At 43.1% G+C, this 17,126-nt stretch carries 14 protein-coding genes and 1 pseudogene; 7 read left to right on the forward strand and 8 right to left on the reverse strand.

The annotated features are described in order from the left end of the window. Positions 1-97: 97 nt before the first annotated feature. The 3 genes from VL20_RS13445 to VL20_RS13455 form a co-directional block, all read right to left on the reverse strand. Entirely contained in the window at positions 98-994 is an 897-nt protein-coding gene (locus VL20_RS13445; RefSeq protein WP_052276788.1) for a tRNA (5-methylaminomethyl-2-thiouridine)(34)-methyltransferase MnmD, read from the reverse strand. Beyond that, positions 954-1,748: an alpha/beta fold hydrolase gene (locus VL20_RS13450; RefSeq protein ID WP_052276789.1), complete on the reverse strand. Its 795-nt coding sequence runs from the start codon at positions 1,746-1,748 to the stop codon at positions 954-956. Before VL20_RS13450 ends, VL20_RS13445 begins: the two co-directional genes overlap by 41 nt. Before the next feature lie 184 nt (positions 1,749-1,932). After that, positions 1,933-2,532, reverse strand: coding sequence for a superoxide dismutase (locus VL20_RS13455; protein WP_002765257.1), 600 nt, complete (start codon positions 2,530-2,532; stop codon positions 1,933-1,935). A gap of 453 nt (positions 2,533-2,985) precedes the next feature. On the opposite strand from VL20_RS13455, the gene psbH reads away from it, so the two are divergent. The 3 genes from psbH to glgB all read left to right on the forward strand — a co-directional run bounded on the left by psbH (position 2,986) and on the right by glgB (position 6,129). After that, positions 2,986-3,180: a photosystem II reaction center phosphoprotein PsbH gene (gene psbH / locus VL20_RS13460; RefSeq protein ID WP_002736544.1), complete on the forward strand. Its 195-nt coding sequence runs from the start codon at positions 2,986-2,988 to the stop codon at positions 3,178-3,180. 104 nt (positions 3,181-3,284) lie between these two features. Beyond that, positions 3,285-3,533: a TatA/E family twin arginine-targeting protein translocase gene (locus VL20_RS13465; protein ID WP_002743526.1), complete on the forward strand. Its 249-nt coding sequence runs from the start codon at positions 3,285-3,287 to the stop codon at positions 3,531-3,533. A 316-nt stretch (positions 3,534-3,849) separates the two neighbouring features. Continuing rightward, a complete protein-coding gene (glgB, locus tag VL20_RS13470; protein ID WP_052276790.1) occupies positions 3,850-6,129 on the forward strand; it encodes a 1,4-alpha-glucan branching enzyme in 2,280 nt (759 codons plus the stop codon). A gap of 169 nt (positions 6,130-6,298) precedes the next feature. Here glgB and VL20_RS13475 read toward each other — a convergent pair whose 3' ends face one another. The 3 genes from VL20_RS13475 to VL20_RS13485 all read right to left on the reverse strand — a co-directional run bounded on the left by VL20_RS13475 (position 6,299) and on the right by VL20_RS13485 (position 7,467). After that, the gene (locus VL20_RS13475; protein ID WP_052276791.1) at positions 6,299-6,568 is read right to left on the reverse strand and encodes a hypothetical protein; all 270 of its coding nucleotides are present in this window, start codon (positions 6,566-6,568) and stop codon (positions 6,299-6,301) included. A gap of 163 nt (positions 6,569-6,731) precedes the next feature. Next, positions 6,732-7,133: a fasciclin domain-containing protein gene (locus tag VL20_RS13480; protein WP_002803963.1), complete on the reverse strand. Its 402-nt coding sequence runs from the start codon at positions 7,131-7,133 to the stop codon at positions 6,732-6,734. 70 nt (positions 7,134-7,203) lie between these two features. Then, positions 7,204-7,467, reverse strand: a complete 264-nt coding sequence (locus VL20_RS13485) for a hypothetical protein (protein WP_128575213.1) — start codon at positions 7,465-7,467, stop codon at positions 7,204-7,206. A 476-nt stretch (positions 7,468-7,943) separates the two neighbouring features. Here VL20_RS13485 and VL20_RS13490 point away from each other — a divergent pair, with 476 nt between their 5' ends. After that, the gene (locus tag VL20_RS13490) at positions 7,944-8,900 is read left to right on the forward strand and encodes a ribonuclease Z (RefSeq protein ID WP_052276792.1); all 957 of its coding nucleotides are present in this window, start codon (positions 7,944-7,946) and stop codon (positions 8,898-8,900) included. 2 nt (positions 8,901-8,902) lie between these two features. Beyond that, positions 8,903-12,138, forward strand: a pseudogene (locus VL20_RS13495) (tubulin-like doman-containing protein). Between the two features lie 317 nt (positions 12,139-12,455). Here the strand turns inward: VL20_RS13495 and VL20_RS13500 are convergent. Beyond that, positions 12,456-13,547, reverse strand: coding sequence for an ISAs1 family transposase (locus tag VL20_RS13500; protein ID WP_128575457.1), 1,092 nt, complete (start codon positions 13,545-13,547; stop codon positions 12,456-12,458). 384 nt (positions 13,548-13,931) lie between these two features. Here VL20_RS13500 and argF point away from each other — a divergent pair, with 384 nt between their 5' ends. Next, positions 13,932-14,858: an ornithine carbamoyltransferase gene (argF, locus tag VL20_RS13505; RefSeq protein ID WP_052276793.1), complete on the forward strand. Its 927-nt coding sequence runs from the start codon at positions 13,932-13,934 to the stop codon at positions 14,856-14,858. A 131-nt stretch (positions 14,859-14,989) separates the two neighbouring features. Continuing rightward, the gene (locus VL20_RS13510) at positions 14,990-15,415 is read left to right on the forward strand and encodes a hypothetical protein (RefSeq protein ID WP_052276794.1); all 426 of its coding nucleotides are present in this window, start codon (positions 14,990-14,992) and stop codon (positions 15,413-15,415) included. Positions 15,416-15,465: 50 nt separating this feature from the next. Here VL20_RS13510 and malQ read toward each other — a convergent pair whose 3' ends face one another. Beyond that, on the reverse strand, positions 15,466-16,968 hold the full coding sequence (gene malQ / locus VL20_RS13515) for a 4-alpha-glucanotransferase (protein WP_052276795.1): 1,503 nt from the start codon (positions 16,966-16,968) through the stop codon (positions 15,466-15,468). Positions 16,969-17,126: the final 158 nt, after the last annotated feature.

The following is a 17,126-nucleotide window of genomic DNA, read 5'->3' on the forward strand; positions in this document are numbered from 1 at the left end:
GGGGGGATCGGCACCCCCCTTATCAAGGGGGGCAGGGGGATCAGAGGCAAAATCTATCTTCAATTTAATTATAACTACTTACTTACCTACATTAATCTCATTCCGAGATTTCGATCGAACTCACCACTCTTTGCCAACGTTTTTTCCAGTGGCTAGTCGGTTCTAAATCAGAGAGAGCCTGTTCGCTGCGACGACGTTGTATGATAACTTCGGCTGGGTCGGTTAAAGTCGCGTCTCGATAGGGAATAGCGGCTTTAGTTTGCAGATGTTCCCGTTCCTGTGCCGATAGAGATGGGGGTAAGGACAAAAAACTGGCTATTGTCCCTGGCGATCGCCGTCCGACGCTATCGGTGGCTCCAATCTGCAATCCTGCTAATTGTAAAGCCCTTCGCACCGAGGCAGCACAGGAATAGGTGACTAAATAACCCGTCGGACTCAGACATTTGGCCACTAAAGCTAAAAACTCCACCGTCCACAGTTGCGGACATTTACCCGGGGAAAAGGGATCGAGAAAAATTGCCTCTGCTTGAAAACCCGCCTCAATCACCTTGGTTATCGTCTGTCGCGCATCCCCGATTAACAGTTTAGCGGTGAGATTAGGCAAGTCTAGCCGGTGATTATGGGCAAAATCGTTTAAATATTGGGGAATTGGTTGACTCCAACTATTTAAGAGATTTTCTCTAATAGCTGCTAGGGGAACCATTTGATCGCTTTCCAAAGCTAATAATTCTACCCGACAATCCCCCCTAACTTGCCAAATGGCCGCTAAGGCTGCGGCGGCATTATACCCTAAGCCGTAACAAATGTCAAGAATTTTCAGATTATTGCTCTGGTCTGCTTTCGCTGCCAGACGACTGGAGAGGATAAATTTTTTCTCAGCCTCTTCCCTTGCCCCGGAGGTAGAATGATAACATTCGCCGAATTCGGTCGAAAAAAAGGTATAAGAACCATCCTCAGTGACTTTTTGCGGGTAAGCTTCGGGGGAGACAAGCATGGTGATGGAGAATGTCTTTGAGGTGAATATCGGTTTCTAGCAAGCAAGCGTGACCACTATTGGGCAGAATCGTTAATTTTGCGGCGGGTAACTGCTGAATTAGGCGTTTAGCCTCCGCTACCGATGGTAACAGTCGATCTCCTTGACTGGCTATCACTAACACCTCCAATTGCAGATCTTTTAACTCGCTGGCACTAACCTGAAACCGTTGTAACTGGGATAAACGCCAGCTAATCGTCTTCGGTGGGACGTATTGCATGGCTTTGAGGAGAGAGCGGCGATCTTCCCTGGATATTCGACCCAGAGCGGCGAGAAAGGGTAAAATAGTTAGTGCCGAGCTGCCGTGGATGAAATCGGGCATTATCTGGGTGATACCGATTCCCAAGCTTAAAAGAGGTCTTTGATTAAAAGAAGAAGCGGGGTTAATTAAAATCAGTTTTTTAATTAATTTTGGTGATTTTGTCGCTATTTTCAAGGCTAAACAGCCACCAAAAGACTCACCGCAGAGATAGACTTTTCTCGATTGTCCCTTTAATTCCTGTGCCAATAAAGCAATCACGCAATCGCTTAATTCCTCCCAATCACCGAGATATTGCGGGGAAATCGCCAAACAACGCAGATCGAAGTAAGGAGCAAGGTTTTTAATCTGACGATGGTAGAGTTGGCCGCTGCCATCCATTCCGGGTAAAAATACAAACAGGGGATAATCGGGACGGGGATGACGGGGAATAATCCAACTGACAGTTTGTTCCATTGTGCAACAAGCGCGATCGATGTTAAAAAAGTTTTTTCTAGTTATCTATACTTAAGGATAATTAATGTTAGAGAGATTTGCCAATTTTAATAGTAAGACTAACCCCCAACCTATGGATGGTTTCTCCCTGCTCCCCAATCCCTGATAACTGATAACTGATAACTGGATTAACTGAGCTAAATTTTTAGGCCGCTGCTAAATTAGCAGCCACGAAATCCCAATTAACCAACTTGGTTAAAAAGTCGCTGATGTAATCGGGACGACGATTTTGGTAGTCGAGATAATAAGCGTGTTCCCACACATCCATAGTTAAGAGGGGAACCTGTCCGGCGGTTAAAGGATTGTCAGCGTTGCCGGTTTTGGTAACTTTGAGAGTACCGTTATCGAGAACCAACCAAGCCCAACCGCTACCGAATTGAGTAGCGCCCGCAGTTTTGAAAGCTTCGACAAATTTCTCGAAACTACCGAAATCTGCGTTAATTTTAGCGGCTAAAGCACCGGTAGGCGCACCGCCACCACCCGGTTTCATGCAGTCCCAATAAAAACTATGATTCCATGCTTGGGCGGCATTGTTGAAAACCCCAGCTTTAGAGGCATCACCAGCAACCTTAACGATAACTTCTTCTAAAGAGAGAGCATCGAGTTCCGTATCTTTGACCAAACCGTTATAGTTATTGACATAAGCGGCGTGGTGCTTGTCGTGGTGGAATTCTAGGGTACTTTTGGTGATACAAGGCTCTAAGGCAGTGTAATCGTAGGGTAAAGGGGGAAGTGTGTAAGCCATGTGTGGTTCTTTATATCCTCTCTTGAGAGCTTGTTTAAGTTAGTGTTGATAAAACTTTACATACTCGATCATAGCACCGAAGGAGACTTGATCAGTGATCAGTGATCAGCTTTTTCTCCCTTCTCCCTTCTCCCCCATCACCCCAACCCTAACTCCTGACTGATAACTGATTACTGATAACTGATAACTGAAAAATCACCCCAACCCCCATCGACCGTCTCCTAAATCCTGAGAAGATTACCAAACAATGTTAAAATAATTCCCGTACTGTAGGCGCTTGCAGATTCCTGTGGGCGTGGCAGGGCGGGAGAAAAATGATTCCGTTCGGAATTAAACCAAAAAAGCTCCACTGGCAACGGCAGTAGATTTTATCTCACTGGGTTGACTGGTTGGCACTTCCTCAAATTACGGATCAATACAAAATTATCATTTACAGATCTTTCTTGGTAACTTATGGCACAGCGTACACGCTTAGGTGAAATCCTTCGTCCCCTCAATTCGGAATATGGTAAAGTTTCCCCCGGTTGGGGAACTACCTTGCTGATGGGAGTGTTTATGGCTCTGTTTTTAGTCTTTTTGCTGATTATTTTACAGATCTACAACTCCTCCCTAATTTTAGAAGGATTTAATGTAGATTGGGGTCAGTAAGCAGATTCCAACAATCTTGTCGGCATTTTTGGACGCAGAATTGTCCCGCAGACTTTAGCAGGTGGGTTATTGCCCACCGCGATTTTTTTATTAGGAGCAGAAAAATGAATATTTTTGGGATTGGATTGCCGGAAATGGGGTTAATTCTCTTGATTGCCCTGCTAGTTTTCGGACCGAAAAAATTACCAGAAATCGGTCGCAGTTTAGGCAAAACGATTCGAGGATTTCAAGAAGCATCCAAGGAATTTGAAAGTGAATTTAAGCGAGAGGCCCAGCAGATTGAAGACTCGGTAAAAATCAAAGCGGAATTAGAAGAAAGTCAATCTCCTAGGGATCAAACTCGTTCCAGTTAAAAACTGTGTAGAGATGTAGAGTAGGTCAAATTCGAGGCTATCCGCTAGATTAACATCGAGAATGACCAAATCGAGGTTAAATTGGCAGTTTTACCATCGGCCACCATTTCTACTTGTTAGTTTTTTTGACCGAGAAAGGGGTAAATCAGGTTTCGGAGCGCAAAATCGTCTTTAAACATGATAATTTTGGCAGCAGTCACAGCCATAGTTGAATGAGTAGGCAGAATATATCATTAGTTTGAGAATTCCCAGAAGGCAAGGAAAAAATGACTATTTCCTTGCTATAAGTATTGTAAATGTCAAGAGTGTTAACTGAATGTCTATAGTGGTATCCCCCGAACAAGTCCATCAAATCGTCAACAACCTCCATCACGATCCCTTTGAGGTTTTGGGGGCCCATCCCCTAGAAGAAGAAGGAAAAGTCAATAAATGGGTTGTTAGAGCCTATTTACCGAAAACCACGGCCGCTTGGGTTATTTTACCGTCCCAAAGACAAGAATATCCCATGACGACCGCTTATCACCCCCATTTTTTCGAGTGCGTTATCGATATCAGTGAACTGAACAATTATCAATTACGCATCCACGAGGGAGAACAGGAACGAGTAATCTATGATTCCTATGCCTTCCGTTCTGCCAAACTGAGCGATTTTGATTTACACCTGTTTGGGGAGGGCAACCATCATCGCATTTATGAAAAATTAGGGGCGCATTTAGCCGAAATCGAGGGTATTAAAGGGGTTTATTTTGCCGTTTGGGCCCCTAATGCTCGCAACGTCTCGATTATTGGTGATTTTAATAGCTGGGATGGTCGTGATCACCAAATGCGGAAACGTAATAATATGGTCTGGGAATTGTTTATCCCGGAAATCGGTGTTGGCACTAAATATAAATACGAGATCAAAAATTGGGAAGGTCATATTTACGAAAAATCTGATCCCTACGGTTTTGCCCAAGAAGTACGCCCGAAAACCGCCTCGATCGTGGCCAATTTAGATAGCTATACTTGGGATGATAGCGATTGGATGGAAAAACGCCGCCATAGCGATCCTTTAACTCAACCGGTTTCCGTTTACGAATTACACCTCGGTTCTTGGCTGCACGCTTCTAGTGCCGAACCACCCCGTTTACTTTCCGGGGAAGGGGAACCGGTTCCCGTGTCGGAATGGAACACTGGGGCGCGCTTTTTGAGTTACTACGAGTTAGCCCAAAAACTAATTCCCTACGTTAAAGAATTAGGTTACACCCATATCGAATTATTACCGATCGCCGAGCATCCTTTTGATGGTTCTTGGGGTTATCAAGTGACGGGTTATTTTGCCCCCACCAGTCGCTACGGCAATCCTGAAGATTTCATGTATTTTGTCGATCAATGTCACCAAAATGGCCTTGGTGTGCTAGTGGATTGGGTCCCCGGTCACTTCCCCAAAGATGGCCACGGGTTAGCTTTCTTTGATGGTACTCATCTTTATGAACACGGCGACCCGCGCAAAGGGGAACACAAGGAATGGGGAACCTTAATTTTTAACTACGGTCGCAACGAAGTCAGAAATTTCCTGGTGGCTAATGCCCTATTTTGGTTCGATAAGTACCATATTGACGGTATTCGCGTGGATGCGGTGGCTTCTATGCTCTATCTCGATTATTGTCGTAAAGATGGGGAATGGGTGGCCAACGAGTACGGTGGCCGGGAGAATTTAGAGGCCGCCGAATTCCTGCGTCAAGTCAATCATGTAATTTTTAGCTATTTCCCCGGAATTCTGTCAATTGCCGAAGAATCCACCGCTTGGCCGATGGTGTCCTGGCCCACCTATATGGGCGGTTTAGGCTTTAATTTGAAGTGGAATATGGGCTGGATGCACGATATGCTCGATTATTTCGGCATGGATCCCTGGTTCCGTCAATTCCATCAAAATAATGTCACTTTTAGTATGTGGTATAACCACAGCGAGAATTATATGCTGGCTTTGTCCCACGATGAAGTGGTTCACGGCAAAAGTAATATGATTGGCAAAATGCCGGGGGATGAGTGGCAAAAATTTGCCAATGTCCGGGCATTATTTGGTTATATGTTTACCCACCCCGGCAAGAAAACCATGTTTATGAGCATGGAATTTGGCCAGTGGAGTGAGTGGAATGTTTGGGGTGATTTGGAGTGGGGTCTTTTGCAGTACGAACCCCATCAACAGCTAAAACGCTTTTTTACTGATTTGAACGCCACCTATAAGAGTGAACCTGCTTTATATACCCAGGATTTTGGTCAGGATGGCTTTGAGTGGATCGACTGTAGTGATAATAGTCATAGCGTCGTTTCTTTCCTGCGCTGGAGCAAAAATTGGCAGGAGTTTCTGGTGGTGGTCTGTAATTTTACTCCCCAACCCCACAGCCATTATCGCGTTGGTGTACCCCATCCCGGTTTTTATCAGGAAATCTTTAACAGCGATGCGGGTAAATATGGCGGTAGTAATATGGGCAACCTTGGCGGTAAATGGTCGGAGGAATGGTCCTATCATAGCCGTCCCTACTCGATTGATCTCTGTTTACCGCCTTTAGGGGTTTTAGTTCTCAAAATCAGTCCTAATGCTTCTGGGGAATAGGTAAGCTTTTTTCAGTGATCAGTAAACAGTAAACAGTGAACTGAAAACTAACATCTGATAACTGATAACTGATAACTGATAACTGATAACTGACTAACCCCTAACAAAAAAATTTAGAGGTCATCTTGCAGAAAGTGGCCTCTTTTTTGGGTGAATTTTCCAGAAACTATTAAGTTGTCAAATTAGCGAGCAGTGTTTGCACCCATTCTTGAGCGAGTTCTTCCACGTTGCCATTACTGTCGAGATGGCTAAGAATATATTTTTGTCGTTGGTGAGCTAATTCAGCGAGACTACCGATATCAACAAAACTTTTTGGCAAACGATCATTCTCAAAGGAATATTGACCGACGTGGTTGGCTTCGATCTGCTGACGATCAATCCAGAATCCCCATCCTTGCGGTGCGGTATTCAGTTCCGAGAGAAATTCTAAGGTCTTCATTGGCGTACTCCTTAGCGGGAATTATCTGGTTTATAACCGCAGAAAGTGGGCATTTTCCTCCGTCGAGCATCAAAACCATAAACAAGCAAAAGTATCTGTATATTTAGTGACTAAATAAGACAGATCCGCCCTGGATGCAGCCCAGAGAAAAGCCAGTCAAAAACTAACCCATCAGGATCACCGTATCGATGACGTGGATCACACCATTATCCGCCTCGATATTACCCGCGACCACCGTGGCATTTTTCACCTCAAAACCTTCGCTACAATCAATGGGAATCGGTGAACCCTCTAGAGAAGTCACTACAGCCAATTTCGCCAAATCTTCCTGCATATATTTGCCCGCAACGACGTGATAGGTGAGAATTCGGGTTAATTGGGGGATATTCTGCACTAGGGTTGTAATCGTCCCGGGGGGCAATTTGGCAAAAGCTTCATCGGTGGGGGCAAAAACCGTGAAGGGGCCGGGACTTTTTAGGGCATCCACAAGATTAGCGGCTTGTACCGCCGTCACTAGCGTTTTAAAATTATCGGCACTGACCGCAATATCGACAATATCTGCCATAAACTTGACTCGATCCTCAAAAAAATCATCTATTTCAGATTTTAAACTTAATCTTGTCCCAAAGATCGTTCTAGGGATGGGGTGTGGGGAAGTAGGGTGTGGGGTGTAGGGTGTGGGGTGTGGGGAGTTTTCTCAGTGAACTGATAACTGATAACTGATAACTGATAACTGATAACTGATAACTGATAACTGATAACTGATAACTGATAACTGATAACTGATAACTGATAACTGATAACTGATAACTGACTTCTAACCCGATTTTGGACAAAGATAAGCAAAAATTATTTATTGACTCCAAAAACTTGAGAATATTTAAATTAACATTTCGCAATATTTACAAATTCTTAAGAATTAATTGAGAAAGATTTTTATTTAACAACGATGTTATGAAGGTAACAGCGATTTGATAGAATTTCATAATGGGTTACTCTGTGCTTTTTTGGGCAACAATGGTTGAAACCCTTGCCACATCTACAGGGTGATCCTAATTAAGACGGGTAAATGAGTCAATTTCACCCACAACGATGATCTTTTTTTTGTGTAGTTTTATTGCAAAAAAAAAGTTTTTTTGACAAAAAACACAAAGTATGATAAGTGCGCCAATGTATTTCTGGCTGCGATTAATTATTGCCGAGTGGGGGTTGGGGAAACGGGAAGCTAAATCATTTGTACTAAAATTAATTGAGGTTAAAATCAGAGCATTTCCTGTTTCCAAGTGATCAAATACAGAAAAGCAGCAATTCGATCGAGAAATCGATCAAAACAGCCTAGACTAGAAAAATAATCCTCTATCCTGACAGCTATCCTGTGGAGATTACTTTTTTAGGAACCAGTTCCGGGGTTCCCACTCGTTCGCGTAATGTCTCTAGTATCGCCCTTCGTTTGCCGCAACGGGCGGAAATATGGCTGTTTGACTGTGGAGAAGGAACTCAACACCAGTTACTGCGTAGCGACCTAAAAAGTTCCCAAATCCGACGCATTTTTATCACCCATATGCACGGGGATCATATCTTTGGTTTAATGGGATTGTTAGCCAGTATCGGATTAGCTGGTTCTGCTCAGGATATTGATATCTACGGACCCCCCGGACTAGGGGACTATCTGCGCGCTTGTGCTAAGTATTCCTATACTAATTTAGCCAATCGGGTGCGTGTCCATCCCGTTTCCCCCGGCATACTCTACGAAGATGAAGAATTTACCGTCTCCTGTCAGCTATTAAAACATCGTATTCCCGCCCACGGTTATCGCATCGCCGAAAAAGACCGTCCTGGACGTTTTGATGTGGAAAAAGCCAACGCTTTAGGTATTCCCCCCGGACCAATTTACGGCAAGCTGAAAAAAGGGGAAACTGTCACCCTTCCCGATGGCAGAAAAATTCGCGGTCAGTCCCTCTGCGGGGAAACGGAAATCGGCCGTAAAATAGCCTATTGTACCGATACTATTTTCTGTGAAGGCTCGATCGAATTGGCACGGGATGCAGATGTGCTAATTCATGAGGCGACTTTTGCTCACCAAGATGCCGGATTAGCCTTTGAAAGTGTTCATTCCACTTCGACGATGGCAGCCCAGGTGGCCTTGGCAGCCCAGGTAAAATTGTTATTAATGACCCATTTTAGTCCCCGTTATCTACCGGGGAATTCTCTGGATATTTCCAATCTGTTAGAGGAAGCGCGGGCAATTTTTCCTAACACTAAATTAGCCTACGATTTCCTCACCTACGAAGTCCCCCGCAACCGTCAAGAAATGGTCTTAGGAGTTAAATAATTATGCCAGCAGCAGTAGAAGAAAAAAGCATGGTTCCCACGGTTTTAGTGGGTATTGGTGGCACGGGTAACGAAATTTTATCGCGATTGCGTCGCTTAATCGAGGAAAGTTATGGCAGTTTGAGTAATTTTCCGATTGTCAGTTTTTTGGTGGTTGACACGGATAAGGATTATAAAATCAGTAATCCTGAAGCTGCTGGCAGTGCTTTTAAAGATAACGAAAAACACTGGGCCCGGGTGAGTGGAAAACAGGTACAGGAGATGGTATCTGACATGGATAGATATCCCTGGATTAATAGTTGGTTTCCCCCGGAATTAGAGAGAAATATTACTTCCCTGGAAGCGGGAGCGGGACAAATTCGCGCCTGTGGCCGTTTTGCTTTATTTTGTAATTATCATGAGATTCAAAGGAAATTTCTGGACGCGGTGAGACGGGTAAAGGGACAAGAAAACTTTATGCTCGATCGCTATGGAATTAAAGTTAGCAATAGTGCCATTAATGTCTTTACCACGGGGTCTTTAAACGGTGGTACGGGTAGCGGAATGTTAATCGATCTAGGCTACTGTATTCGTAATTGGTTACGAGGAGAAAGTAGTCCTTTAAGTACGGCAATTGTTCCCACTCCTGAAGCATTTGCGGGGATTAGTGTCGGCGATCGAGTTTTGGCTAATGGTTACGCTGCTCTGATGGAATTAAATTACTTTTCTGACTACAGAACCGAATATCATCAACAGTTTAGCAGTGGTTTGGTCGATGAAGTTGTTAGTAAATTACCCCCTTTGATTTTACCTATTTAGTGGGGACAAAAAACGGAGAAGGTGATTTTAAACTCAGTCAAATTCGGGAAATGATCGCCCAAAATATCTTCCTAGATATGACCTCTGATTTTGCCCCCCATAAGCGTTCCATTAGAGATAATATTAAGGGTTCTTGGGCGCAAGCTGACCCGGGGGGTCGCGGTTATCCTAAGCAATTTATGAGTTTTGGGCTATCAACTATTGAAATTCCTCTTGCCCAAATTCGTGCTTCCTTATCGGAACGTTTAGCCAAAGATTTAATTAATTGGTGGCTGAATGATTCCGTGATTTTACCCGCTCAAATGTTGGACTTAGTCAGAGGTGATATCCTCAAGAGAATGCGCTTGAGCGAAGGGGAATTAATTATGGATTTATGTGCCGACAAGGATCGCTCTTTAATTGCCATAATCTCCCAATGGACTAACGAAACTCGTCAGGAAATTAATCAAGATAATTGGCTCTCTTGTACCAAACAGGGGGTTAATATTTTAGGCAATGAACAGGGTAAAATTCTGCAATTTATTAATGATTATTTGACACCAAGAGTCGAGGAATTTAAACGCAATCATTTACTAGAATTGAGTCCCGATGAACGGCTGCACGGCGATTACCTGAAAAAGATTTATAATAACCGGGATGAAATTATTCAACGGGGTAAAAAGTCCCTAGAAATGGAGTTTTATAATATCCTTGAGGATCGGAACCGTGGGGTAAAATTTGCCGAGAGTTTTATTGTTTTAGTACGACAAATCTTCACCGACATAGCAGAAAAATTCCGTCGCGATCAAGAACAGGTTTGGAGTCAAAACGAAAGTAAACGTCAACGGGAATACGATACAGCCTTAGCGGAAATTAATGATCTGAAAGATAAACTTCATATCTCCAAAAAAGATAAGATGGAAGAATATTGTGAACAAGCTTTAACGGGATTGGAAGGCTATTTAATGGCCAATATTCAACGAAAAACCAGAGGTGCAGGAGTAGAGGTTATTAATCGTTTATTGGAACATCTTAATCAATTAGAAAGCCGTTTTAATCGCTTTCGTCAGAAATTAATTCAAAGTCGCGATCTATTTAATCTCCAAGCTAATCAACAGATTGATAGTGCCGATGCTTTGTTAATTAATGGGATTAAATTATTTGACAGACAAGAATTAAATAGTCTTTATCAAGACTTTATCGAACAATTTGCCTCGGGGATTGCTGGTAACAAAAATGCCTACGATACGGGTATGGATAACCTTTGTTTACCCCTCTCAGAAGAGATTTTAAAGCAATCTAGCCCCCTCTGGAAAGAAACGCGCCGCACCGATGAAAATATGCGTTTATTTGACATCACCGAGATTGCCGATATTCGTCAAGGTGATTTTCAAAAAGTTATCCTAAACCAAGCTAATCAACTCCTACAAAATGCTCCCGCTAGTAGTCGAATTCAGCAGGAATTAGCCGCTTGCGATCGCTTGTTAAAAATTTATAACAACGATGCCGAGATTATCAATAATCTTCGCATTGCCTACCAAAAATCGCGACCCCTAATTATGCTCAATCCTGCGGTTTTGCGGGGAAAAGATGCGGGTTTTACACCGCAATTAAATCAAAATGTTGCCCTGATTGGGGGAAGAAATACCAATAACCCAGCAGCCCAAAAAATTATGCCGAAACTGCGGGAATTTATCCCCAACGAAGACGATATTAAACCCTTAGCAGAAGTGGAAAAACATCGTCTTGTCTTCGTGCAGGAAATTGGCGGTTTTTCCCTACGCTGTCTCGATGGAATGAGAGAGTTGCGGCAATCCTATCAGGACTGGAAAGGAGAATTTATTCTCGCTAAACGCGCCCAACAAATGGGGGAAAATCGCGATTTACCTATCCCCGTGCATATCCAAAAGGAACCTCCTTTCTGGGATGTTTTTCCCGAAGATCCGAGTATTTATCAATTGGTGGTGACGTCCCGGGCTTTAAAAGTGCTTTTTCCAGAAGTCAATCGAGTCACTAATGAGAAAACAATTCGCTATGAAATTAAAACCGCAACGGGATTAAAAAAAGTCGATATCGCCACCAGTTGGGAAGATGCGGTACAGGTGTTAGAAGTAAAAGCTTGTCGCGAAGATAAGGAAAAAATTCAAAGTCAGGTGACAGCTAAGTTACAGGATTCGGCCACTCTGGAGAAAAAACAAGCTTTGTATCGGAATTTTATCGAATATTTACAACAACGTTCCGAGGAGTTGACAGGAGGAAAAGATAATACAGAATATAAACGGGAAGATGCAGTTATTTTGCAGTTAATCCATAACTATAAGTTGGATAGCGGTGGAGAAATTCCTCTTTCTCCGGTGACGGAAGTGGCTAACCCAGCTTTAATTATCTGCGGTAATTGTGGACACAAAAACCCGCCTTCGTCTAATTTTTGTTCTAAGTGTGGGGCGAAATTAGTTAAGTAGAAATTAGATTTTGGGTTTGATCCCCCCTGCCCCCCTTGATAAGGGGGGTGCCGATAGGCGGGGGGATCCTCCTTGATAAGGGTAGGGTTGATTCATTTAAATTAAGTACAGCTAATTTTGAGTCAATAAATTTGACTGAAGATTCTCAAGTTTATCTTTTTCTAATCAAAATAGTTAGTCACAATAACTAATCTTTAATCCTCTGCCAAATTTATTATGAATAAATTGATAAAGCTTGTTCCCAAGCCACTAAAAGCCTATCTCTCTTCAAATTTTCTGAGAGTACATCCTGTTAATTTAGCTAATTTTTCTGCTTCTTACGTCGATAAAACTATCAGTTTTTCCCAACGTTCAGCTAACCACCTCTGTCCCTCTGTGATTGAGAGAAAACCCAAACCTCTGAAAAGATTCAATCCTATGGTTGTGAGAATTGACCAATTGCTGGCCGCTTGAAAATCACTAATTTCGCTTTTATCTTCCTCAAAAATTACATCTTTTACCCAATGTAACTGATTTTCTATTTTCCAGTGTCCTCGAATAATTTTAGCAAATACTTCGGCGGATTCGGTTAGGCTACTGATATAGTAAGCTGTTTCTTCATAGGTTTTATCCCCGCGACTACCCCTTCTTTCTACTTTAATAACTCTTCGCAGATTTTCAAACCCTTGTCTTTCATTGTTCCTCACTTTAAAAACTTCTATTTTTCTTGATATTTTTCGTCCATGACTATTATCTTGTTCAAGAAAGCAACTTTCTGGCTTTGAGGAATTACTCAGGTCTTGTATTCGCTGATCAAGATTTTTCTGATTTCCTTTAACGGTGATAACATAATCATTTTTAGTCTTGGCTATTAAGCTGATTGTTTTTTTCTGACAGTGTAAAGCATCCCCGGTAAAAACTTGATTTTGGAGAGAGCAATCCTCAATTATAGCTTGACCTTCGTTGATTTCAGACCCTTTTTTGTTTTCGATTCTTTTTAAGTGTAATACTAAGCCACTTTCTTGACTAAACAATGAGACAAACATGATAAAATTTTGTTGTTCATTATTAGGATTCTTTAGGGTGTTTTTGAGACTTTTTCCATCCATCCCTAGCCAATTTATGTCATCTCTTTGTCCATATTCTTGTAATGCCCATTCATTAAACATTTTTAACAAACTCTGCCAGTCAACTCCCATCATTACCCTTCTAATTGTTGAATAGGACGGGACTCTTTCTGGAATTATGTTAAATTCTTGACTGAGCCTGTGCCGATTATTTTTAGCCAACTCTCCTAGTTCTCTATAACCTGAGTATCCTAGCATTGTTCCCAGTATTATTACTACTAATACTATCCATAAAGGGGGTCTTTTTCCTTGATCTTTCCGAAAGTCCTTGACTTGTTTTAGTTTTTCTATTAAGCTCAACATATCTTTCAAAAGTTCGCGTTCACTTCTCATTTTACAAAGACAGTGATCGCTTTTACTTTTGATATTCTGATGGGAGAATGAAACAGCCCTACCTTGATAAGGGGGGTTTGATCCCCCCTGCCCCCCTTGATAAGGGGGGTGCCGATAGGCGGGGGGATCCTCCTTGATAAGGGGGGAATCTGACAATTTTTAACACCCCCCCAATTTAACAGAAAAAGTGGGGGGGTGTTAGCTGGACTAACATCCCCCAAAATGAAAATTTTCCGGAAAAATTGCCTAATAGCGAAAAAACTGGATTATAATAAGGTCTTTACTCAAGATTTTTGCTAACCGTTAACTGCCATAAAGCCCAATCAAGACCCCTGTTTATCGAGAGAAAAACCAATGGTAGCCACTTTAAAAGGACGAGATGTTTTAAGAATAACCGACATGAGTAGCGAAGAAATCAGCGCCCTACTCAATCTATCGGCACAGCTTAAAGCTGGCACTCTTAACCCTAGCTCCAAAAAAGTCTTAGGATTGCTATTTTATAAAGCCTCCACCAGGACCCGGGTTTCCTTTACCGTCGCTATGTACCAGTTAGGGGGACAGGTGATCGATCTCAATCCTAGTGTAACCCAAGTGGGGCGCGGGGAACCCTTAGCCGATACGGCCCGGGTACTCGATCGCTATCTCGATATTCTCGCAGTTCGCACCTTTAAACAAGAGGATTTAGAAGCTTTTGCCAATTACTCGCGCATCCCGATTATCAACGCTTTAACGGATTTAGAACATCCCTGTCAGATATTAGCCGATTTACAGACTATCCAAGAGACTTTTCAGACTTTACGGGGAATTAACCTCACCTATGTGGGGGATGGTAATAATGTCGCTAATTCTCTCCTCTTGGGTGGTGCTTTGATGGGGTTAAATGTGCGAGTTGCCTCCCCCGCAAACTATCAACCGGATGGGGAAATTGTCGCCAGCGCCAAGGCTATTGGCGAGAAAACCGGTAGTAAAATCTTAATTACCGACGATCCCGTTACCGCAGTAAAAGACTCTCAGGTGGTTTATACTGACGTCTGGGCGAGTATGGGACAGGAAAGCCTCGCTGATGCCCGAATTCCCATTTTTCAGCCCTACCAAGTCAACGAACAGCTAATGAGTCACGCTGACAAAGACGCGATTATTCTCCATTGTTTACCTGCTCACCGGGGGGAAGAAATTACCGACGGGGCGATCGAGGGTGTACAATCAAAAGTCTGGGAGCAAGCGGAAAATCGGATGCACGCCCAAAAAGCTTTAATGGTGAGTTTATTGGGATTAATCTAGCTCCCGATGCTCAGTTAGTAAAATAATCATTAAACTCGATCATCAATCGTCCTAAGACCTGTCCGACACCAGAAGTTAACGCTAGGATTGATGGTAAGAGCAATCATCAGGGCAGCCTCCACACAAACTATATGTCAGACACCTCCGCAGTTAAACAATATCTCGCCCATTGGTTTCAATTGGGAAAAAAAGTTATTTGTCCCAAAAACCAAGCTATGCTATTTCCGCTGCCAATTTTCAATGCTGATCGCTATTCGTCGGAGTTTGAGGATTGTTGGCAAAAAATGCTTGATCCTGAAAGTGGCGATTGTTACCTAGAGGGTACTCAACAAACCATCCAAGACTTACTTTCCCCTCAATGGGAATTTCATCCCTGCGCTCGTTGTACTATACCCGTACCAATTGAAGTGGTGGGACAATCGAGTTTATCCTGTCCCTGCCATGATTTGAGTAATTGGCCCAATTTAGAATTACCCCTACCCCATTTACCCGTCAATAGTCAAGAAAATCTCGATCGCATCCGGCAAAGATTGCTAAAAAATTCTCACCCACATTAACCGGACAAAAAGAGACGTTAGGGGTAACGTCTCGACAAAAGGGTTGGGATTTAACGATTTCTGCCAAAAAGATTGACTAAATCTCGCAATCTCTCGCTATATTCTCCGGTTAAAGCTTCCTGACGATAGCGCCATGACCAATTCCCTTCTGCGACACTAGGGGTATTCATCCGCGCATCCGATCCTAAACCTAACACATCCTGTAACGGTACGATCGCCTGATTAGCCACGGAACTATAGGCCAGTCGAATCAGATCCCAAGCCACTCCCTGACCACTGGGAGCGCCAAGATATTGATATAGTCGCGCTTTTTCGTAGTCATTGGCGTTATCCTGAAACCAGCCCACAGTAGTATTATTATCGTGAGTGCCGGTATAAATCACACAGTTGCGTTCGACGTTAAAAGGAAGATAGGGATTACCCGCATCACCCCCAAAAGCAAAGTGGAGAATCTTCATCCCAGGGAAAGCAAAGTGATCGCGAAAATCTAGGACTGCTTGGTCAATATCGCCCAAATCTTCGGCAATAATCGGCAATTTACCTAAACGAGCGCCAATAGTATTAAAGAGATCATAACCTGGGGCCTTCAGCCAATGACCATTAATAGCGTTTTCCTGGCCAAAAGCCACCGCCCAATAGGCCTCTAATCCGCGAAAATGATCGATACGGATGATATCGACTAGGGAAAGAACCGCTTTTAAACGGCGTACCCACCAGTCAAAGCCCGTATTTTTGAGATAATCCCAGTTATAAAGAGGATTTCCCCATAATTGCCCCGTTTCTGAGAAATAATCCGGGGGAACCCCTGCCACTTCCAAGGGATTACCGGTTTGGGGATCTAGTCGGAAAACCTGCGGATTTGCCCAAACATCGGCGCTATTATGGGAGACATAAATGGGGATATCACCGATAATCTCGATACCGAGGGAGTTAGCATAGCGTTTTAGGGCTAACCACTGCTCAAAAAACTCAAATTGCAGGAATTTGTGCAGAAAAATCTCCTCTTGTAACTCCTGTTTCGGTGTTTCCAACGCACCCCAATGACGTTCGCGAATTTCTGTCGGCCATTCCATCCATGCTTTACCCGGGTAAGCGTGGGATAGGGCCATAAATAGGGCATAATCCTCTAACCAATCAGCATTGCCACCACAAAAGCCGGCAAACTGTTTGTAAAGAATTGTGTCAGAACCCTTGACAAAATTGCTCGCCGCCTTTCTAAGTAGGGGAATTTTCCAAGCGATCAATTTATCAAAATCCACTTGATCGAGGGGAAAATCGGGAATATCCTCGAAATCTGCCTCACTAAGCAGGTTTTTTTCCCGAAGAATATCGAGACTAATCAGGAGATGATTGCCAGCAATGGCACTAAAACTCATGTAGGGAGAGTTACCGTACCCTGTGGGGCCTAAAGGGAGAATTTGCCAGAGTTTTTGACCACTTTGAGCCAAAAAATCGATAAATTGATAGGCTTCCCTACCTAGTTCTCCAATCCCGTAACGGCCGGGATGACTGGTGGGATGAAGCAAAATACCGCTAGAACGGCTAAAAGCCATGAAAAAACCCCCTTATCAGTGATTCGGTTAGCAGTTATTAAGTGTTTAAAGCTGAATGCTCACTGCTATCTCCAAGCTAACCCGATCTCGATCGATAAGGGCAATACTTAACAACTTTATTAGACCTATAGGACAAAATGAGGCATTACAGCCGTACA

It is taken from the genome of Microcystis panniformis FACHB-1757 (assembly GCF_001264245.1).
In the GTDB taxonomy this organism is placed as follows: domain Bacteria; phylum Cyanobacteriota; class Cyanobacteriia; order Cyanobacteriales; family Microcystaceae; genus Microcystis; species Microcystis panniformis.